The sequence below is a fragment of the Coriobacteriia bacterium genome, from assembly GCA_013334745.1.
Classification (GTDB): domain Bacteria; phylum Actinomycetota; class Coriobacteriia; order Anaerosomatales; family JAAXUF01; genus JAAXWY01.
Genome location: JAAXWY010000006.1, coordinates 53799 through 71983, shown reverse-complemented (window position 1 = coordinate 71983; position 18185 = coordinate 53799). Strand labels below are relative to the sequence as shown.

The window sequence follows — 18185 nt, the reverse complement described above, 5'->3', positions numbered from 1 at the left end:
GGCGCGCCGCTGGCGCCGGGCCAGAAAGACGTGTCGTGGCCGTGCGAGGCGCGTCGCCGAAGCACGCGCGTCTTTCGCGCGGTCACGCTTGGCGAGCGACTTGAGTGAGCTCTGTCCGCGCGCCATGGCTACTCGTCCTCCAGGTCGCACGTGCCGGGTCCGTCGATACGCTCGTTGCCGACGAGTTGGCTGGCGGCAATCTCCGCGTAGAGGCAGTTCGTGGCGAGCAACTCGTCGTCGGCGTCCGATATGAAGAAGTCGGCGCGCGGGTTGTCTGCCATCGAAAGTGCACCTCCGCAAGTGCCGGGAATGGTGGTTTCGGCCATGGGCGTACTCGTACAAGCCCGTCGGCCGACGAGTCGATTCATACTCTCACGAAGGGAATGCCCACACAACCGACCCCGAGGGGGCCGAACAGAGGCTAGACGACGACTCTCAGGATCTCTTCGATGGAGGTCGTACCGGCGAGCACCTTGGAGTACCCATCGTCACGGAGGGTGAGCATGCCCTCCTCGATCGCGGCCCGCTTGAGCTCATCGGCGGACGCGCTCTCGACGGTCAGTCGCTCGAGGTTCTCGCTCATCCGCATCACCTCATGCACGCCCATGCGGCCCTTGTAGCCGATGCCGCTGCACTTCTTGCATCCGCGCGCGCGGTACAGCGTTGGCGGCCGACCGGGTTCGAACGGGAACTCGATGCGCTCGAGCGCCTGCTCCTCGGGAACGTACGATTCCTTGCAGTCCGGACACAGTCGTCGTGCAAGGCGCTGTGCGAGCACGAGCGTGACCGCGGATGCCGAGAGGAAGGGCTCGATACCCATCTCAGTGAGGCGCGTGATCGCGGAAGGTGCGTCGTTGGTATGCAGCGTCGAGAGAACGAGGTGGCCCGTCAGCGCCGCTTCAATCGCGATGGTGCCGGTCTCTTTGTCTCGAATCTCACCGATCATGACCTTGTCGGGGTCCTGACGCAGAATCGAGCGCAGAGCAGCGGCGAAGGTCATCCCCGCCTTCTCGTGAACCTGCACCTGCGACAGGCCCGCAAGCCGATACTCCACCGGATCCTCGACGGTGATGAGGTTGGACTTCGGGTCGTTGGTCTCGTTGATTGCGGCGTACAGCGTGGTCGACTTACCCGAGCCGGTCGGCCCTGTGACGAGAATTGCGCCGTACGGCAGCGTGAGCGCCTCGAGCAGGCACTTCATGTTGTACTCGAGGAAGCCGAGGTCCTTGAGTGACATCATGATTGCGTCTCGGCGCAGGAGTCGCATGACGGCGAGTTCGCCGGCGACCAGAGGCAGCACCGCCACGCGGAAGTCCACCGACTTGCCGTCGAGTACGACGCCGAACCTTCCGTCCTGCGGCACGCGACGCTCGGCGATGTCCATCCCGGAACTGATCTTGAGCCGACTGATGAGCTGGCGGTGCATGCGCCGCGGCATGCGCGTGATCTCCTGGCACACACCATCGATGCGGAAACGAACGCGGACCTCGTGCTCGAGCGGTTCTATGTAGATGTCACCTGCGTTCTGACGAATCGCCTCGGTGATCACCTGGTTGATGAACCGGGCCACTGCGGACTCTTCGCCCTCAGATTCATCTGCTGCGGTTTCGGTTCCGCCACCGACAGCCTGCTCGAGGTCGCCGACCATGTCGTCGATGTTCGCCCGACCCGCCGAGAAGCGATCGATGGCCGACACCAGATCGCTCTCGACCGCGACGACCGGGCGGATCTCCTTGGCGGTGACGATGCGCAGATCGTCGATCGCGAAGATGTTGGCCGGATCGGCCATCGCCACGACGAGGTCTTCGTCCTGGACCTTGATGGGCAGCACCGTGTACTTGCGCATCAGCTCCGACGAGAGCAGCAGCGCGGCGTTGGGATCGATGTCGTAGGCGGCGATGTCGACGAAGGCCAGCCCCATCGACTCGGCGATCGCCTGCGCGATACGGACCTCGGAAGCGAATCCGAGCTCCGAGAGTACGTGGGGCAGCGGCCTATCCTCGGCGGCCGCAACGGCCTCGGCGAGCTGGTCGTCGCTGATGACTCCGGCTGCGACGAGCATGCGCCCCAGCCTCATGGTGGTCGCAGCTGTCATTCGCGTTCCCGGCCTGCTGCGCGGCGTGCCAACTCGGCCTCAGCCGCGGCACGCATGGGTGCGCGCGGCGTACGCTCGACGTGGTCCTCGTTCCAGATGTCAACCGCGGTCGCTCCCTGGCCCACCAGCATCCCGAGGCCGTCGATGACCCGTGCACCCGCGGCGACCGCGTCGGCGAACAGGGCGGTCGGACGTGGGCGACCGTACACCATGTCCAGCACGACCTGGCCCTCTCGGAGCCAGCCAGCCGGTATCGGGCTCGGGTCGCCGTCATTCATGCCCAGCGGAGTCGCGTTGACGATGAGATCGGCGTTCTGCACCGCCGACATGGCGTCCTCGAACGTGACAGCGCCGAGGTCGGTGTTCTTCGCGGCTCCGATGACGCGGTCGATGAGATCGTCCGCCTTCTCGATATCGCGGCTGATCACGTCGACACCTGATGCGCGGCCGAGGATGAAGCCAACGAGCGCTGCCCCTGCCGCACCACCGGCGCCGAGGAGAGCGACGCGCTTCCCCTCGGGCACGAAACCGACCTCGTCCTCGAGCGACTCGAGTAGTCCACGACCGTCGGTGTTGTAGCCGACGAGTTTCCCGTCGACGCAGTGAACCGTGTTGACTGCACCGGCCAGCCGGGCGGCTGTCGCGACCTCGTCACAGAGGTCGACCACGGCAGCCTTGTAGGGCATCGTCACGTTGAATCCCACGAAGGGCAGCGCGCGAATAGCCGCGACCACCCGATGCAGCGAGATCTCATCGGCGACGGGGAGCGGAAGATAGACCCAGTCCAGCCCAAGCTGTTCGTAGACGGCGTTGTGCATGACTGGCGAGAGCGAATGCTCGATGGGCCAGCCGATCACGCCGGCGAACTGCGTCGTGCCGGTGATGTGAACCATCCGTGCGTGTCCCTCCGAGTGCTGCGGTGGCCTGCCGAAAGTCTACGGCAGCGGGGTGCGACCTGCCAGAAGAACGCGTTCGACCTTTCGCAAGAAGAGCGTATGAGGTAAATCGGCAGAAGAGATGGGTGCGATGAGTATCGTCTTGATTCCGACGAGTTTCCCGCCGAGTACGTCGGTGAACAGTTGGTCGCCGATGATAACGGCACTGGCTCGCGAACAGCCCATGCGTCGAAACGCCGCATAGAAGGCGAACGGCAGCGGCTTGACCGCCTTGGCGACCAGCTCCATGCCGAGCTCCTCTGCGACTTTGCACACGCGCTCGTGCCAGTTGTTCGAGACGATGCATGCCGAGAATCCCGCGGCCGGCAGGGCAAGCGCCCACGCCTTGACCTCGGCGGGAATCTCTGCGGAGTCGCGCGGCACGAGCGTGTTATCCAGGTCGATCAGCAGCGTGTCGATGCCCTGCGCAGCGAGTGCGGCCAGGTCGATGTCGAGCACACTGCGGTGATACAGATCAGGGTTGAGCACGCGCCTGCCTTTCCCGGCTCACTCGTCGCGCTCGACGCCCAACCCGGCCCCTTGCTCACCGAGCCTGGTCTGCGCGTCTCTGAGCGCTTCCACCATCGTGTCATTTCCGGCGAGCCGGAATGCTGCCATGAAGATACCGTAGCCCTCGAACTGATCATCGCCGTTGGACCACTTCGTCTCTGCCGATGCACCCTGCTCGGCCAGGGTGACCATCTCGGGCAGGTTCCCGACCTTGTCCTGCATCAACAGCAACTGCGTGAGGTTCGCGAGCATCAGGCCGCTCTGAGGGTTCTTCGCGAGCCCGTCTCGTGCGACCCGGAGCGCCTCGTCCATCATGCCGCGTCTCGCAAGCATGAAACTCGAGTTGTAGTATGCCTGCTCGAACTGAGGGTCGAGGGCCTGAACGAGCCTCATCGTCGGCAGAAACTCACCGAGTTCGTCGACGTTACGACCACCGTAGAAGCCGTGATACAACGGCTCGAGGCGATTCCAGAGGACCGCGGCGGCGAAGGTGCGTATCCCGCCGAGGTACGCGTAGGTGGTCTTGCCCATCACTCGACCGGTCGAAGCCGTTCCGCCAGGCGGTGCGGTGGCGGCCGACAAGGCCTGCCCCGCCAGCAACGCACCCAGCAGCACGAGCGCGATCACCCACACCAGTGGAGCACGGCTCTTCGTCTGCTCGCTCACAGGTCACGCCCCGCGAACAGGGCCGAGGCGGCAATCATCACCAGTGCGATCCATGCGACGAACGTCACCGTCATCCCGGCGGCGTACCCAAGCCCGATGCCGGCTCCGTGAGCGACCGGGTTGATGACGTTGAACACCTCGAGGTTCGGGATGTACCACGGCACCTGCGCGAGCTCAGGCAGGCCGAGGAGCGACACGAATGCGTGACCGACAAGGGCGAACGCCAATGCACCCACGGCGGAGGTGACCGCGCCGAACCGGCACGAGAACATCACGGCGACCGCCATGATCACGCCGATCTCAAACCACACAGCCAGTGAAGCCTGAAGCAGCCGCCACATCACCACGCCGTACGTCGCATATCCGACGACCAGAGAAGCGACCGTGAACGCAAGCACCATCACGCCCAGAACGACGAACATGCCCAGCCAGGTGGCGAACACGTACTGCCACCGGCGCACGTCACGCGAGATGACGTTGAACACCGAACGCCGCTCAACTTCAAGCGGGATACGTGTGACGGCAAGCGCGAGCGCCATGACCAGGCCCGCTGCGTACATGAGCGCGATGGCGACCTCACGGAAGACAGCATCCGCGACTCCGACACCGTAACTGGGGAGTGCGGGGATCGCCATCGCGAGCACGGCCGCGAAGACCACGACCACCCACAGGACCTTGCGCCGAATGGCATCGGCGACCACCGCAGCCGCAATCGCGAGTACGTTGCTCACCAGGAGTCACCGCCTTCCGACTGCTCGGGTGACTGCTCGGGCTCAGTGGCCGCGAGCATACCCGCAAAGTAGTCCTCGAGTGATGCGCGCATGGGAAGCACCGACACCGTGCGCCAGCCACCGTCATCGAGTGCGTCCACGACACCGCGCACGGCGTCCTCGGCCACCGAGAAGACCTGGGTCGATCCGTCGACCGCGATGTCTCCGACGTAGGCGCGCACAGCGTCCGGCAAGGCACCTTCCCCGCGGGCGGTCACCGACATGCGGCCTTCGATGTTGAGCAGCGCATCGATGTGCCCGCGTGCTGCGACGATGCCGCGGTTCAGGATGGTGACCTCATCGGAGATCGCTTCGACCTCCGACAGCTGGTGTGATGACAGGAGGATCGTCGCGCCCGCGTTCTTGAGTTCGACCATGAGGTTACGCACGTCGCGCTGGCCGACGGGGTCGAGTCCCGAGGCCGGCTCGTCGAGAATCAGCACCTCGGGCTTACCGAGCAGTGCCGCGGCAAGACCCAGTCGCTGCAGCATGCCGCGCGAGAACCTCGAGAGTGGCGTGCGCTGCCGACCGTCGAGCCCGACTCGGTCCAGCAACTCGGCGCTCTGCGTCACAAGCTCGGTGCGAGAGAGTCCGCACAGGCGGCCCGAGAGCGCCATCGCCTCCCCTGCCGTCAGTTGGCTCGGGAAGTACGGCGATTCCGGCAGGAAGCCGAGCCGAGCCCGCGCGCCCGGCTTGCCCGCCGGAGCCCCAAGGATCTCGAAGCGGCCACCTGAGGGGCGCACGAGTCCCAAAAGCATCTTGAGCGTGGTCGTCTTGCCCGCTCCATTGGGTCCGAGCAGGCCATGGATGGCGCCCCGTGACACTTCGATCGTCACGTCGGCCACGGCCTCGCGACGGCCGCCGGCGGCCTTGCCGTAGTCCTTGCGCGCATGCTCGATCAGGATGGCGAGCGACTCCCCTGTTGTGGAGACGACCCCGTCCTCCAAAACGTCTACCGCTGTCACCGCTTCCGTGCCCCCTTCGTACGTCGTCGTGAAGATTGTGCTGCGATCAGTATCCGAACAGATCGCGGTACTTGCGTACGGCCTTGAGGAAGTCATCGTAGTTGGTCGCGAACGTCTGTGACCCATCCTTGCTGGTCAGTACGTAGTAAAGGTACTTCGTCTTCTTGGGCTTCGCAGCCGCCTTGACGGCCTTGATACCTGGATTGCAGATCGGCGTCAGAGGCAGGCCATCGCGGCGATACGTGTTCCAGGGTGTGTGTTCGGCAAGGTCTGCCTTCGTGAGGATCTTCGTGCCCTCGGGCAACCCATAGAACACCGTCGAGTCGAGTTGCAGTCGCATGGGGAGCTTCAGGCGGTTGTAGACGACCGACGACACGAGCGGGTATTCCTTCTCAAGCCGCACTTCACGCTCGATGATCGATGCGATCGTCACCACGTCACGAACGTTGAGGTTCTTGGACTCGGCGTACGAGAGATCGACGGTAGCGATCTCCTCGTCGAACTGATCGAGCATCATGCCCACGATGGTCTCGGGCTTGGTGCCTTCCTTGATCTTGTAGGTCTTGGGGAAGAGGAAGCCCTCGAGCGACCCGTCGTGACTTCCCTCGAGGTACGGATGCTCGAGTTCGTAGATGGGCGCACCGTGCAACACCAGATCGAGCATCTCGTCCTCCGAGACGCCCGTGACCTTCGCCACGCGCGCAGCGACCCTGCGGGCGGTGAAACCCTCGGGGATGGTGACGTCGAAGTAGACGATGTCGGGACCCGATGCCAGCTTGTCGAGGACCAGGTCGTAGGGCATGCCGGTCGCAAGCGAGTAGGTACCCGGCTTCAGACTGGTCGCCTTGTCGGAGTTGCGCGCCTCCCAGCGAAACATGTTCGGGTTGGCGACGATACCCTCAGCCGCGAGCGCGATGCCGATCTCTTGCACCGACTGCCCGGCTGTGACGGTGAACTCCACAGGCTGACCTGCCGCGACCGGGTTTGTCGGCCGGTAGAGGGTCTGCCACGCGGCGAACGCACCGGCAACAAGTATCGCGAGCAGAACGGCGACGGCGATAGAGCCGACCAGACAGCCGCGACGGCGCTTGGGCGCTCGGCGGCGCAGTTTCACTACGGGCTCACTCACCTGCCGAACACCTCCTTGGACTTCTTCTTGGCGACGAGGAAATCGGCGAGGTTCGTGGTGAACGTGTGGGAGCCGTCCTTGCCGGTGAGCACATAGTAGATGAAGTCGGTCTGCGCGGGGGCTGTGGCCGCTTGGAGTGAGGCGATCCCGGGGCTGGAGATGGGTCCTGGCGGGAGACCCTTGTGCAAGTAGGTGTTGTACGGGGTCTTTGTGTACAGATCGGCGTTGGTCAGGCGCAGCCGCTTCTCACGCAGCACGTATTCGATGGTCGCATCGATCTTGAGCCGCATATCCCGGTCAAGCCGGTTGTAGATCACCGACGCGACCTTCGGGCGCTCGGAGTCGAGCCGGCTCTCGCGCTCAATCATCGAGGCCATCGTCACAACCTGAGCGCGGGTCAGCCCCCTACTCTCGGCATACGAGTAGTCGAGGCTGGCTGTTTCCTCGTCAAACTGCGAGAGCATGATCTCGATCGCCTGCTCGGCAGTGGTACCCGGCTTGAGCCGATAGGTCTTGGGAAAGAGATAGCCTTCCAGCGAACCCTTGTACACACCCGCGAGCGCCGGGTGTCGCTCGGCGAACCGGGGGGCCTCGTGCTCCGCGAGTGCGAGGAACTCCTTCTTGGGGATGCCGGCGACGCGTTCGAGTCGTTCCGCGACCTGGTCGACCCGGAATCCCTCGGGGATCGTCACGCTGATGAGGTCGAGCAGGGGACCCGTCTCCAACACCGCGATTGCGTCGGCGTTGGACATCCCGGTGGTCAGTTCGTATGTGCCCGGCTGCATCCTGCCGTCGGCGCCGACGAGTCGTGAGTGCAGCGCGAAGCCGTTCGGATTGGCGATCACGCCTGCATCGAGCAGCTTGTTCGCGATGTCACGAGTCGACGAACCGGAGGCCACGCGAACTCGAACCGTCTTTCCGGGTGTGACATCGACCTGGGGGGCGATAAAGAACAGCCATACCCCGGCGGCGACCAGCACCGCGACCACCGCGCCGATGATGACCGCAGCCACAGTGGCCACCGAGATGAGATGCTTGTTTCGGAGCCTGCCGGGTCGAGGTGGTGTGGGTTGCGACATCGCGATCACCGACCTTCGGAATCGCGCGTACGCTCGGCATCCAGGTAGGTCTGAAGGAACAGCGCAGCGGCCACCATGTCGACACGGCCACGCATGTCACGCTCGGTCATTCCCGCAGACGACATCGCCTTGGTTGCCTCGCTCGATGAGAGCCGCTCATCCACGAACGCCACAGGAAGGCCAATGAGCGACTCGATTCGCTTGGCCGCCGAGCGAACCTTGGCGGCCTGCGGCCCCTCGGTCCCATCGAGTGAGCGCGGAAGTCCGACGACCAACAGCTCGACCTCGTAGTCATCCGCGACGCGCTTGATGCTCAGGCCGTCGCCAAGGGCCGCCTTCGCATCGAGAACGACGAGCGGCGTCGCCACGGTCCCGGTCACGTCAGACACCGCGACCCCAATCCGCTTCTCGCCGATATCAAGCGCCAGAACGCGCATACGCCTGCTAGCCGACGCCGAGCGTCTCGCGTGCGACCTGAAGGGCGTCAGCGATGCCGGCCGCGTCCTCGCCGCCGCCCTGCGCCATCGCCGGCTTGCCGCCACCGCGGCCGCCCAACCCGGGAGCCATGGCGCGCACCACGGCGCCAGCGTCGAAGCCGGCAGCGACAGCGGCGTCGGAGCCGGCCGCCACGAAGATCGGCTTGCCGGTCTCGGCGTCGGCGCACAGCAGTACCGCGGCATCGATACCACGCCCACGCAGGACGTCCCAGATCGTGCGGAGCCCCTGCGGGCGGAGCGAGGGCGCCTGGGTGACCACGAGGCGATACCCGACATCGATTGCCTCGGAGATCATGCGGTTGAGCTCGTCATCAGCGACGGCGTCCTTCATCCGCGTCGTACCGGCTTCGATCTCCTTGAGTCGCTTGACGACCTGTGCGGCACGCTCCGAGACGTCGAATCGCGGCACCTTGAACGCCGCCGCAGCCTCGTTGAGCTCGTGCTCCTCGAGCCGGATCTGCTCGTAGGCGTCGAAAGATGTGACCGCCTCGATACGGCGAAGATTCGCCCCGACGCTGCTCTCGCTCACAATCTTGAGCAGGCCGATCTCGCTCGTACGGCCCACATGGGTGCCCCCGCACAACTCCTTGCTGAAGTTGCCCGCCTCGAGCACGCGCACAAAATCGCCGTACTTCTCGCCGAACAGCGCGGTCACTCCGGCTTCGCGAGCCGAAGAGATCGACGTCTCATAGGCGCGGACCGGGTGGTTCTCGAAGATCTTGGCGTTCGCAAGTCGCTCAACCTTCTCGAGCTGTTCGGCGCTCATCGCCTCGAAGTGCGTGAAGTCGAAGCGGAGGCGATCGGGGCGCACAAACGACCCGGCCTGCTTTGCATGATCGCCGAGTACGAGACGAAGTGCCCAGTGCAGCAGATGGGTCGCGGTGTGGTTGCGGCGGATGCGCTCGCGGCGCATGACATCAATCGCCGTATGTACGCTCTCGCCGGCTGCTAGGGTTCCCGTCTCGAGGACGCCGACGTGAGCCACGACACCGGCGTGCGGAATCTTGGTGTCCTCGACGACGAAACGAGCGCCGGCCTCGGTCGTGATGACGCCCACGTCGCCGACCTGTCCGCCCTGTTCACCGTAGAAGGACGTCTTCTCGAGCACGAGCTCGCCGCGCTCCCCTGCTGCGAGGCGCTCGACCTTCTCGCCTGCGACCACGATCGCGGCGACGCGTGAGTCGACTTCGTCATGCTCGTACCCGAGGAACTGGGTGCTCACTGACTGCGCAAGGTCGTTGTATACGCCGCCGAACGTGTTCCACGACTCGTCCTTGACGGCCGCACGCGCACGTTCGCGCTGCGTCTCCATCTCGGCGTTGAACGCCTCGACGTCGACGTCGACGCCCTTCTCGGCGGCGATCTCGGCGGTCAGCTCGAACGGAAAGCCGTAGGTGTCGTGAAGCGTGAATGCGACGACGCCATCGAGCTTGTCGCCGCGCGCAAGCACCGCAGCCAGTTCGGTCTCGAGGAAGCTCACGCCCTGCCGAAGGGTTGCGCCGAAACGCTCCTCCTCGCTGGAGACGATCTGCGTGATCAGCTCGCGGTGCTCGACGATCTCCGGGTATGCGTCGCCCATCAGCTCGATGACGCGGTTGATGAGCCGTACGAGGAACGCGTCTTCAACGCCAAGCAGGCGGCCATGGCGCACCGCGCGGCGAAGCAGCCGTCTGAGCACATACCCACGGCCCTCGTTGCTCGGGATGACGCCGTCGGCGATGAGGAAGGTCATCGCGCGGGCATGGTCGGCGATGATGCGGACCGAGGTTGAGACCTTCTCGCTGGCGCCGTAGTCCGCGCCCGTGATCTCCTCGGCCAGGGACATGAGGTCGCGCAGGATGTCGGTCTCGAAGTTCGAGTTCACACCCTGCAGAATCGCGGCGATTCGCTCAAGCCCCATCCCGGTGTCGATGTTCTGCTTCGGAAGCGGGGTCAGCGTCCCGTCTTCGGCGCGGTCGTACTGCATGAAGACGAGGTTCCAGTACTCCAGATAGCGATCGCAGTCGCAGCCGACGGCACAATCCGGACTGTCGCAGCCCAGCTCCGGACCCTGGTCGTAGTACAGCTCCGAGCACGGGCCGCACGGACCTGTGGGGCCGGCCGACCAGAAGTTGTCCTTCGCGCCCATGCGCACGATCTTCTCGGCGGGCACTCCGACCTCGTTGACCCAGATGGCCTCTGCCTCGTCGTCGTCCTCGTAGATCGAGACCCAGATCCGCTCCGGGTCCAGACCGAGCACCTCGGTCGAGTACTCCCAGGCCCACGCGGCAGCCTCGGACTTGAAGTAGTCGCCGAAGCTGAAGTTGCCGAGCATCTCGAAGAAGCTGTGATGCCTTCCCGTCGTGCCGATGATGTCGATGTCGGTGGTGCGAACGCACTTCTGGACCGTCGTCGCGCGCGTGAAACCAAGGTCCTTCAAGCCGAGGAACACCGGCTTGAACTGCACCATACCCGCGGAAGTAAGAAGCAGCGACGGGTCATCGGGAATGAGCGAGGACGAGGGCTGCCGTGTGCATCCCTTGCTCTCGAAGTAGGCAAGAAAACTCTCGCGGATCTCGGCCGAGTTCACGTGTTGCTCCTCAGTTGTTCGCAATCGGTCGGGGCGAGCCCCTTACGCCATTCCGGCGTCGTCGTCAGATGGTTCCGTACGCTCATCATCGCAGCCGGAGCCGCGGAACAAGGCGCCGTCCTCACTGGCGAGTTGTCGCTGGGTGCGCTGCTCGAAGTAGTAGACGAACAGGCCCTTGCCGGTGGCAGCGACCGGGATAGCGAACAGCATGCCCGGAATCCCGAACAGCGAGCCGCCGACAAGCAGCGAGAATATCACGAGCGTCGGATGCAGGTCGACCTGATCGGACATGACCCGGGGCGTGATGAGCGTATCGGTCACGTTCTGCGCGACCACGATGACGACGATTGCGAGCAACGCTATCCACGGCCCCTTGATGAGCCCCACAAGTGCCGCGATGAGCCCCGCGGCGAACGGACCGACGTAGGGAACGTAGTTGAACACGGTGGTGATCAGGCCAAGCACGAAAGCGTAGGGAACGCCGATGACTGCAAGCCCGACGGTGGCCAGAAGGCCGGTGGAAAGCGAAGCGAGCGTCTGCCCGCGAAGGTAGCCACCGACCACCCGGGTGACCGTCGAGATCAGATGCTCCGCGTCGTCCTCGTACTTCGGCCCGACGAGCGCCGTCATCTCGTGACGCAGTTTGGGCAGGTCCTTGAGCGCCCAGAACGCGATGACCACGGCGAGCACGAGATCGAAGATCGCGGTCGCAACTCCGCCTCCCGTGGCGACCACGGCGCCAGCGACCTCGTCCCCGAAGGCGACAGCGAGCTCCGACAGCCGAGTTCCGGTTGCCGTGATGAAGCCACCGAGCCACTGCGGAAACGCGATGTCGGCGTAGCGTTCTTGCAGCGAAACCACAATGGCCTCGGCTTGATGAAAACTCTCCGGTGACGAGTCGACGAGCGACATGACCTGCCGCACCACGAAGGGTCCGGCGAGCACGACGAGTGCACCGAAGACCACGAAGCCCGACGACAGACACAGGATGGCCGCCACGCCGCGCGACATACCGCGATCGGCGAGCACGCGAACCGGCCAGTTGAGCAGGAACACGAAGATGAACGCGATCACGAACGGCACGAGGGCGCCGGCGATCTTGCCGATACCCCACAATGCAATCGCCAGTAGAACGAGCACGCCGATGGATCCCCACGCGACGAGCGAGGTCTGGCGCCACCGGCGGTAGCGGGCTTCGGGCGTGGTCATGCCCTCGTCACTCCCTCACGATGTTCTCGCGAAGCACCCTCAGGGTGCGGCGCAACAGCCGCGAGACCTGCATCTGCGAGATGTCGAGCTGCCGAGCGATCTCCGTCTGCGTGAGCCCTTCGAAGAATCGCAGGTAGAGCACGCGCTGCTCCTGCGGCGTGAGCTGCTTGAACGCGGCCGACAGCGTCGTACGGTCATCGATCACGGCCATGAGCGCGTCATCTTTGCCCACGTACTCGAGAATCGAGAAGGAGTCTGACCCGTCGCCTCCACGATCGCTCTCAAGCGAGACGAAGTTGTACGCCTCGCTCGTCTCCATCGCCTCGAGCACCTCTTCAGGTGTGACGCCGAGATACTCACCGATCTCGGGAATCGTCGGTGAGCGCTGCAGCCGCTGCGTGAGTGCATCGACCGCCTGATTCACCTTAAACGAGAGTTCCTGCAGACGGCGTGGGACCTTGATTGCCCACCCCTTGTCCCGGAAGTAGCGCTTCAGCTCGCCGACGATGGTCGGCGTCGCGTAGGTGGTGAACTCCACCTGGCGCTCGATGTCGAAGCGGTCGATGGCCTTGATCAGCCCGATGGTACCCACCTGGATGAGATCGTCGATGGGCTCCCCACGGTTGCGGAAGCGGCTCGCGAGGTACTTCACGAGATTGAGATACATCGTGACGAGTTCGTCACGAGCGTCTTCATCGCCCTCAAGCCGATACTTGCGAAACAGGTTCTTTGTGTGGACCTTGTCCCACGAGAGGCGGCGTGACTGCTTATGCGCTCCGCTCCTAGTCGGCATCGGCGCTCCCGGCGCGCTTCACGAGCCGCAAGAACGCACCGTTTTCGCCGGTTGCGAACTCATGCTCGTCGCACACGGACTCGAGGATGAAGCCTGCAAGTGAAGCGGCATCGTCGGGTTCATCTGCCGAGACGCACTTGCTGCCGAGTGGTACCGATATCTCGATCTCGTTGTCGCCGACTCGAAACTCGAAGACGACCGACGCGTCGTCGTCGAACGTGTCGACTGCGTAGACGAAGGCTTCCTCTGCCGCCATCCGCACGTCTTCGACATCGTCGTAGCTCATGTCCATCCGGCCGACCAGCGCCGCTGCGGTCATGCGGACCGTGCGCGCGTAGTCACTGCGCGCAGGAACCGTGAGGGTGATCAGATCGTGTCCCATGAGTGGATCAGCTCGCCTCCTCTAGGCGTCGGTCCCGGTTGGGATCGGGTCTTCATCGTCGAACGACACCAGGATGGTGTCGGTTTGCTCGGACGTGGGCGTCGGGGCATCCGCAGGCGATGCGGTGGCCGCATCAGCCTCGGGTGGCGTCTGGCCGGTGGTATCGACGTCGGTGTGCGCGGACTTGCGCGTCCGCCACGCCTTGCGCACACGGTCGGCGAGATCGGTGACGATCTCGACGGGGGCGTTGGCGACGTCATGCACCGTGCGCGAAGTGGACTCGACGCGCTCGCTGACTTCCTCGAACCGCGTGACGATGGCGTCAACACGAAGCAACTCCGCATTGAATGCATCGACGCTCACATCGAGCTTATCGACGAGAGGAATGACGCGGGCGTCCAAGTCGTCGGTGAGTCGCTTGACCGAGCGTGCCGTCTTCGCCATCTCGACGAGCGCCCAGATGGCCACTGCGCAGGCTATCGCCGCCACCACGAGTAGCACGCTGAGCAGCACTGTTGTGGTGTCCACGGCGCCTCCCAAGTCGTGTTTGCCCGTCCACTCAGTGTATCAGAGGGTCATTCCGGCGCTCACGCACTCTGGTCCGGCTCGCCCGCGCCGAACGGCCCTTCCTGAGCGGCTGAGCGTTGCGGCTCCCCCGCCTCATGCAGCCGGCTGAGCGCGCGAACTCGCTCCGCCTCCCATCCCCGAGACGACGCCTGGAAGAAGGCCCCGGCCTCGAGGCCCTCTGGAAGATAGCGCTGCGCGACGATCGCCTCGGGATAGTCATGCGGGTAGAGGTACGGTCCGTACGACTCGGCGCCGGGACGGTGCCTGTCACGCAGATGATTCGGGACCGCTCGCGCAGGGCCGGAGCGCACTTCGTCGAGCGCGGCGTCGATGGCGAGGTACGAGGCGTTGCTCTTGGGAGCCAGCGCGAGATGAACGGCTGCCTGCGCCAATGAGATGCGGCACTCCGGCCAGCCGATCGACTCGGCGGCCTTGAAGGCGGCGTGGGCGACAAGGACGGCATGCGGGCTGGCGTTTCCGACGTCCTCAGCTGCGAAGATCAGCATGCGGCGCGCGATGAACTTCGGGTCCTCACCCCCATGGATCATCCGGGCGAGCCAATACACGGCGGCGTCGGGATCACTGCCCCGCATGGACTTGATGAAGGCGCTGATGACGTCGTAGTGAACGTCACCGGTCTTGTCGTAGGGCAGGATGCGGGTGGGGCTCGCCTGCGAAACGGCATCCAGCGTCACGCGCCTGCGCCCCTCGGTGTCAGGAACCGCCCACGCGGCCGCGAGTTCGAGTGAGGTGAGCGCGACGCGGGCATCACCGCCCGCCGTGAGCACGATGGCCGTCCGCGCCTCGTCCTCCAGCGTCACGGTGCCGCCAAATCCACGCTCGTCCACGAGCGCCCGCTCGATGAGGACCGCAATGTCCTCGTCGGCGAGAGGCGTGAGCTCGATGACCCGCGAGCGACTCACGAGCGGAGCATTCACCTCGAAGAAGGGGTTCTCGGTGGTGGCGCCGATGAGGACGACGATGCGGTCTTCGACGGCGTGCAGCAGCGCGTCTTGCTGGGACTTGCTGAACCGGTGGATCTCGTCGACGAACAGAATCGTCCTCTGCGCGGAGAGCCCGAGTCGGTCGGTCGCAGCAGCGATAGCGGCGCGTAGCTCCGCGACACCGCCGGTCACCGCACTGACCTCCTCGAACCAGGCCGAAGTGGCACCGGCGATGATTCGCGCCAGCGACGTCTTGCCGGTGCCTGCCGGCCCATAGAGGATGAGCGAGAAGAGCGCATCGGCATCGATGGCGCGCCGCAGCCACGTGTCTTCGCCTACGACCACGCTCTGCCCGACGAACTCGTCGAGCGTGCGCGGGCGGAGCCGAACAGCCAGCGGGGCTACTGCCGCGCGGTTACTCGCCGCAGAGTCGTCGAAGAGCGTGCTCACGCGCTAATTGGCCGCGCGAAGGACCTCGCGCTCGAGGAAGTCTCGCTCGACGAGGCCTTTGAACTTCCAGATGATGTAGCCCTGCGAGTCGGTGATCACCACGTAGGGCGTGTTCTTCACGCCGAGAAGGCGGGCGAGTTCGATCGACTGTTGGTAATCGGCGTCTTTGGAGAACGGCTCGTTGTCGATGTTCACGGTACCGTCGGCCTGTGCCTTGATATACTCGCCGACGTCGTAGGCCGCGAGATCGACAAGCCCACGGTTCGAGTTGAGTACCGAGTTGATGATCTTGCGCGATTCCTTGCTCGAACTCTGCGTGGCATCGTAGAAGTAGATCAGCGTCGGCTGCTTCGCTGCGATGGCCTCGCTGACCTCCTTCGGAATCGCGTCACTGGTCGGGAACGGCTCGAAGACTTCGGGCTCGTTCTCGGAGAGGGCCACGGGGGGCGATGCCGGAGGAGCTACGGGGGCTGCCTCAGCGCCGGTGGCGGCAGGCGCTGCAGGAGCTGCGGCCTCCCCACCGCCGCCACATCCGAAGAGCGTGAGTGCGAGTACTGCTACGACGAGAACTGCGACGAATCTGCGCATTCTGCTTCCTCCCACGAATACCCTCATTGCCCCGCCTTGCGCAGCCCGGCTTGGTGAACCTGCCTCGGCAGGTGGGTGCCCGCACGTAGATTTCAAGCTTCCCTCCGAGGAGGGATACCTTTCCACCTGCGAATCTAGGGCTCCCGGTGAAGAAGTGTTGGTTCGACCGTGAGTGCCGAGCCACGCGCAAGGCGAAGCCTGGTTAGATTCTAACCCGCGCCAGCGACGCCGCCAACACGCACAACCGCACATCCACACGCGTGCGCAGCTTTGAGACGCCGCGCAGCCTAGTTCTCGCGCAGGTGTACGTCCTTGAGCTGACGCGCGGAGACCGCGTCAGGCGCAGACGTCATCGGATCGCCGCCGGACGAGGTCTTCGGGAACGCGATGACGTCTCGGATGGAGTGTGCGCCGCACAACAGCATCACAAGCCGGTCGAGTCCGAGCGCGATGCCGCCGTGCGGCGGCGCGCCAAACGAAAGGGCCTCAAGCAAGAAGCCGAACTTCTCGTGCGCTTCCTCATCGGTCATACCCATGAGCCGGAAGACGCGCATCTGCAGTTCCGGGTTGGGAATACGCAGCGTGCCGCCGCCGATCTCGTAGCCGTTCATGACGAGGTCGTAGGAGTAGCCGATAGCAGCGCCCGGGTCGGACTCAAGCGCATCGACGTGCTCGGCGTAGGGCAGCATGAACGGGTTGTGGCTGGCATCCCAGCGCTGGCCCTCTTCGTCCCACGTGAACAGCGGGAATCCGAGCACCCAAAGCGGCGCAAAGCCGGTGCGCTCGATGCCGAGCTCGTCCGCGAGCTTGAGACGCAAGGTGCCGAGCACCTCGTTGGCCACTGCGCGCTTATCGGCGACCATGCAGATGAGGTCGCCCGGCTTCGCGTCAACCGCTGTGCGAAGCGCGGCCATCTCGTCGTCGGTGAAGAACTTCGCGACCGGGCTCTTGATCTCGCCCTCGCTCGTAAGCGCGACCCACGCCAAGCCCTTGGCGCCTGCGTCGATGGCCGCCTGGTTGAGCGCGTCGATCTTGCCGCGGCTCCAGTCGCCCGCACCGGTTGCGCAGATGGCCTTGATAGCTCCGCCTGCTGCAAGTGCGCCCGCGAATACCTTGAACTCGCTGCCGGTAAACACCTCGCTGACGTCCACGAGCTCAAGCCCGAAGCGCACGTCAGGACGATCACAACCGTAGCGCTCCATCGATTCGTGGTAGGTGATGCGCGCGAGCGGTGTCTCGAAGGTGTGTCCCGCCTCGTGCATGACCTCGCGCATCACGTCTTCCATCATCGCGAGCACGCCTTCGAGGTCGACGAAGGACATCTCGATGTCGACCTGGGTGAACTCGGGCTGACGGTCGGCGCGCAGGTCCTCGTCGCGGAAGCAGCGCGCAATCTGGTAGTAGCGCTCAACGCCGGCGACCATGAGCAGCTGCTTGAAGAGCTGCGGCGACTGAGGCAGCGCGTAGAACTTGCCAGGGTTCAGGCGGCTCGGGACGATGAAGTCACGAGCGCCTTCCGGAGTGGACTTGGTGAGGATCGGCGTCTCGACCTCCATGAAGCCGCGATGCTCGAGCGACTTGCGGAAGCGCTGCGTGACGCGGTCGCGGAGCTGCAGCGCAGCGAGCATCTCGGGGCGGCGGATGTCGAGATAGCGCCACTTCAGCCGCGTGAGCTCATCGGTCTCGATGCCTGCTTCGATCTCGAACGGAGGCGTCTCAGAGCGGTTGAGCACCTCTGCCGATCGAATGATGACCTCGATCTCACCGGTAGGCATGTTCGGATTGTCGGTGCCCTCGGGGCGACGACGGACGACACCGGTGAGCAGCACGACCCACTCGGGGCGCACCTGCTCCGCGGTGATGAACGCCTCGCCGCTCGTCTCCGGATCGAAGGTGCACTGCGCGATGCCGGTGCGGTCGCGCACATCGATGAAGATGAGGCCACCGTGGTCGCGGCGCTTGCCGACCCACCCGGCGAGCGTGACGATCTCGCCGACGTCTTTGGCCGACAGGGAACCGCACAGGTGAGAGCGCATT

General features: G+C 64.7%; 18 protein-coding genes and 1 other RNA gene. All 19 read right to left on the bottom strand.

The window, feature by feature from the left end; all coding sequences use genetic code 11:
• Nucleotides 1-128 precede the first annotated feature (128 nt).
• Entirely contained in the window at nt 129-281 is a 153-nt protein-coding gene (locus HGB10_03270) for a hypothetical protein (GenBank protein NTU70826.1), read from the bottom strand.
• Between the two features lie 140 nt (nt 282-421).
• Entirely contained in the window at nt 422-2077 is a 1656-nt protein-coding gene (gene tadA, locus HGB10_03265; GenBank protein ID NTU70825.1) for a Flp pilus assembly complex ATPase component TadA, read from the bottom strand.
• Between the two features lie 14 nt (nt 2078-2091).
• Nucleotides 2092-2988 carry a shikimate dehydrogenase gene (gene aroE / locus HGB10_03260; GenBank protein NTU70824.1) on the bottom strand — a complete coding sequence of 299 codons (897 nt, stop codon included), beginning with the start codon at nt 2986-2988 and terminating at the stop codon, nt 2092-2094.
• Nucleotides 2989-3030: 42 nt separating this feature from the next.
• The gene (locus HGB10_03255; GenBank protein ID NTU70823.1) at nt 3031-3519 is read right to left on the bottom strand and encodes a YqeG family HAD IIIA-type phosphatase; all 489 of its coding nucleotides are present in this window, start codon (nt 3517-3519) and stop codon (nt 3031-3033) included.
• An 18-nt stretch (nt 3520-3537) separates the two neighbouring features.
• Nucleotides 3538-4206: a hypothetical protein gene (locus HGB10_03250; protein NTU70822.1), complete on the bottom strand. Its 669-nt coding sequence runs from the start codon at nt 4204-4206 to the stop codon at nt 3538-3540.
• A complete protein-coding gene (locus HGB10_03245; GenBank protein ID NTU70821.1) occupies nt 4203-4937 on the bottom strand; it encodes a hypothetical protein in 735 nt (244 codons plus the stop codon). Before HGB10_03245 ends, HGB10_03250 begins: the two co-directional genes overlap by 4 nt.
• On the bottom strand, nt 4934-5941 hold the full coding sequence (locus HGB10_03240; protein NTU70820.1) for an ABC transporter ATP-binding protein: 1008 nt from the start codon (nt 5939-5941) through the stop codon (nt 4934-4936). The genes HGB10_03245 and HGB10_03240 overlap by 4 nt, the downstream gene beginning before the upstream one ends.
• A 46-nt stretch (nt 5942-5987) precedes the next feature.
• Nucleotides 5988-7070 carry an endolytic transglycosylase MltG gene (mltG, locus tag HGB10_03235; protein NTU70819.1) on the bottom strand — a complete coding sequence of 361 codons (1083 nt, stop codon included), beginning with the start codon at nt 7068-7070 and terminating at the stop codon, nt 5988-5990.
• A complete protein-coding gene (gene mltG, locus HGB10_03230; GenBank protein NTU70818.1) occupies nt 7067-8092 on the bottom strand; it encodes an endolytic transglycosylase MltG in 1026 nt (341 codons plus the stop codon). Before mltG (HGB10_03230) ends, mltG (HGB10_03235) begins: the two co-directional genes overlap by 4 nt.
• Nucleotides 8093-8154: 62 nt before the next feature.
• Nucleotides 8155-8586, bottom strand: coding sequence for a Holliday junction resolvase RuvX (gene ruvX, locus HGB10_03225; GenBank protein NTU70817.1), 432 nt, complete (start codon nt 8584-8586; stop codon nt 8155-8157).
• A gap of 7 nt (nt 8587-8593) precedes the next feature.
• Nucleotides 8594-11215, bottom strand: a complete 2622-nt coding sequence (gene alaS / locus HGB10_03220) for an alanine--tRNA ligase (protein NTU70816.1) — start codon at nt 11213-11215, stop codon at nt 8594-8596.
• Between the two features lie 42 nt (nt 11216-11257).
• Nucleotides 11258-12424, bottom strand: a complete 1167-nt coding sequence (locus HGB10_03215) for an AI-2E family transporter (protein ID NTU70815.1) — start codon at nt 12422-12424, stop codon at nt 11258-11260.
• A 7-nt stretch (nt 12425-12431) separates the two neighbouring features.
• The gene (locus tag HGB10_03210; GenBank protein NTU70814.1) at nt 12432-13217 is read right to left on the bottom strand and encodes a SigB/SigF/SigG family RNA polymerase sigma factor; all 786 of its coding nucleotides are present in this window, start codon (nt 13215-13217) and stop codon (nt 12432-12434) included.
• Nucleotides 13207-13599 (bottom strand): ATP-binding protein, encoded by a 393-nt coding sequence (locus HGB10_03205; GenBank protein NTU70813.1) that lies wholly within the window; start codon nt 13597-13599, stop codon nt 13207-13209. Before HGB10_03205 ends, HGB10_03210 begins: the two co-directional genes overlap by 11 nt.
• A 21-nt stretch (nt 13600-13620) precedes the next feature.
• Nucleotides 13621-14127 carry a hypothetical protein gene (locus HGB10_03200; protein ID NTU70812.1) on the bottom strand — a complete coding sequence of 169 codons (507 nt, stop codon included), beginning with the start codon at nt 14125-14127 and terminating at the stop codon, nt 13621-13623.
• Nucleotides 14128-14186: 59 nt separating this feature from the next.
• Nucleotides 14187-15560 carry a replication-associated recombination protein A gene (locus HGB10_03195; protein ID NTU70811.1) on the bottom strand — a complete coding sequence of 458 codons (1374 nt, stop codon included), beginning with the start codon at nt 15558-15560 and terminating at the stop codon, nt 14187-14189.
• 3 nt (nt 15561-15563) lie between these two features.
• Nucleotides 15564-16148, bottom strand: coding sequence for a hypothetical protein (locus HGB10_03190; protein ID NTU70810.1), 585 nt, complete (start codon nt 16146-16148; stop codon nt 15564-15566).
• A 24-nt stretch (nt 16149-16172) separates the two neighbouring features.
• Nucleotides 16173-16344: non-coding RNA, 6S RNA (gene ssrS / locus HGB10_03185), on the bottom strand.
• Nucleotides 16345-16435: 91 nt separating this feature from the next.
• Entirely contained in the window at nt 16436-18184 is a 1749-nt protein-coding gene (gene aspS, locus HGB10_03180) for an aspartate--tRNA ligase (GenBank protein ID NTU70809.1), read from the bottom strand.
• Nucleotide 18185 lies beyond the last annotated feature (1 nt).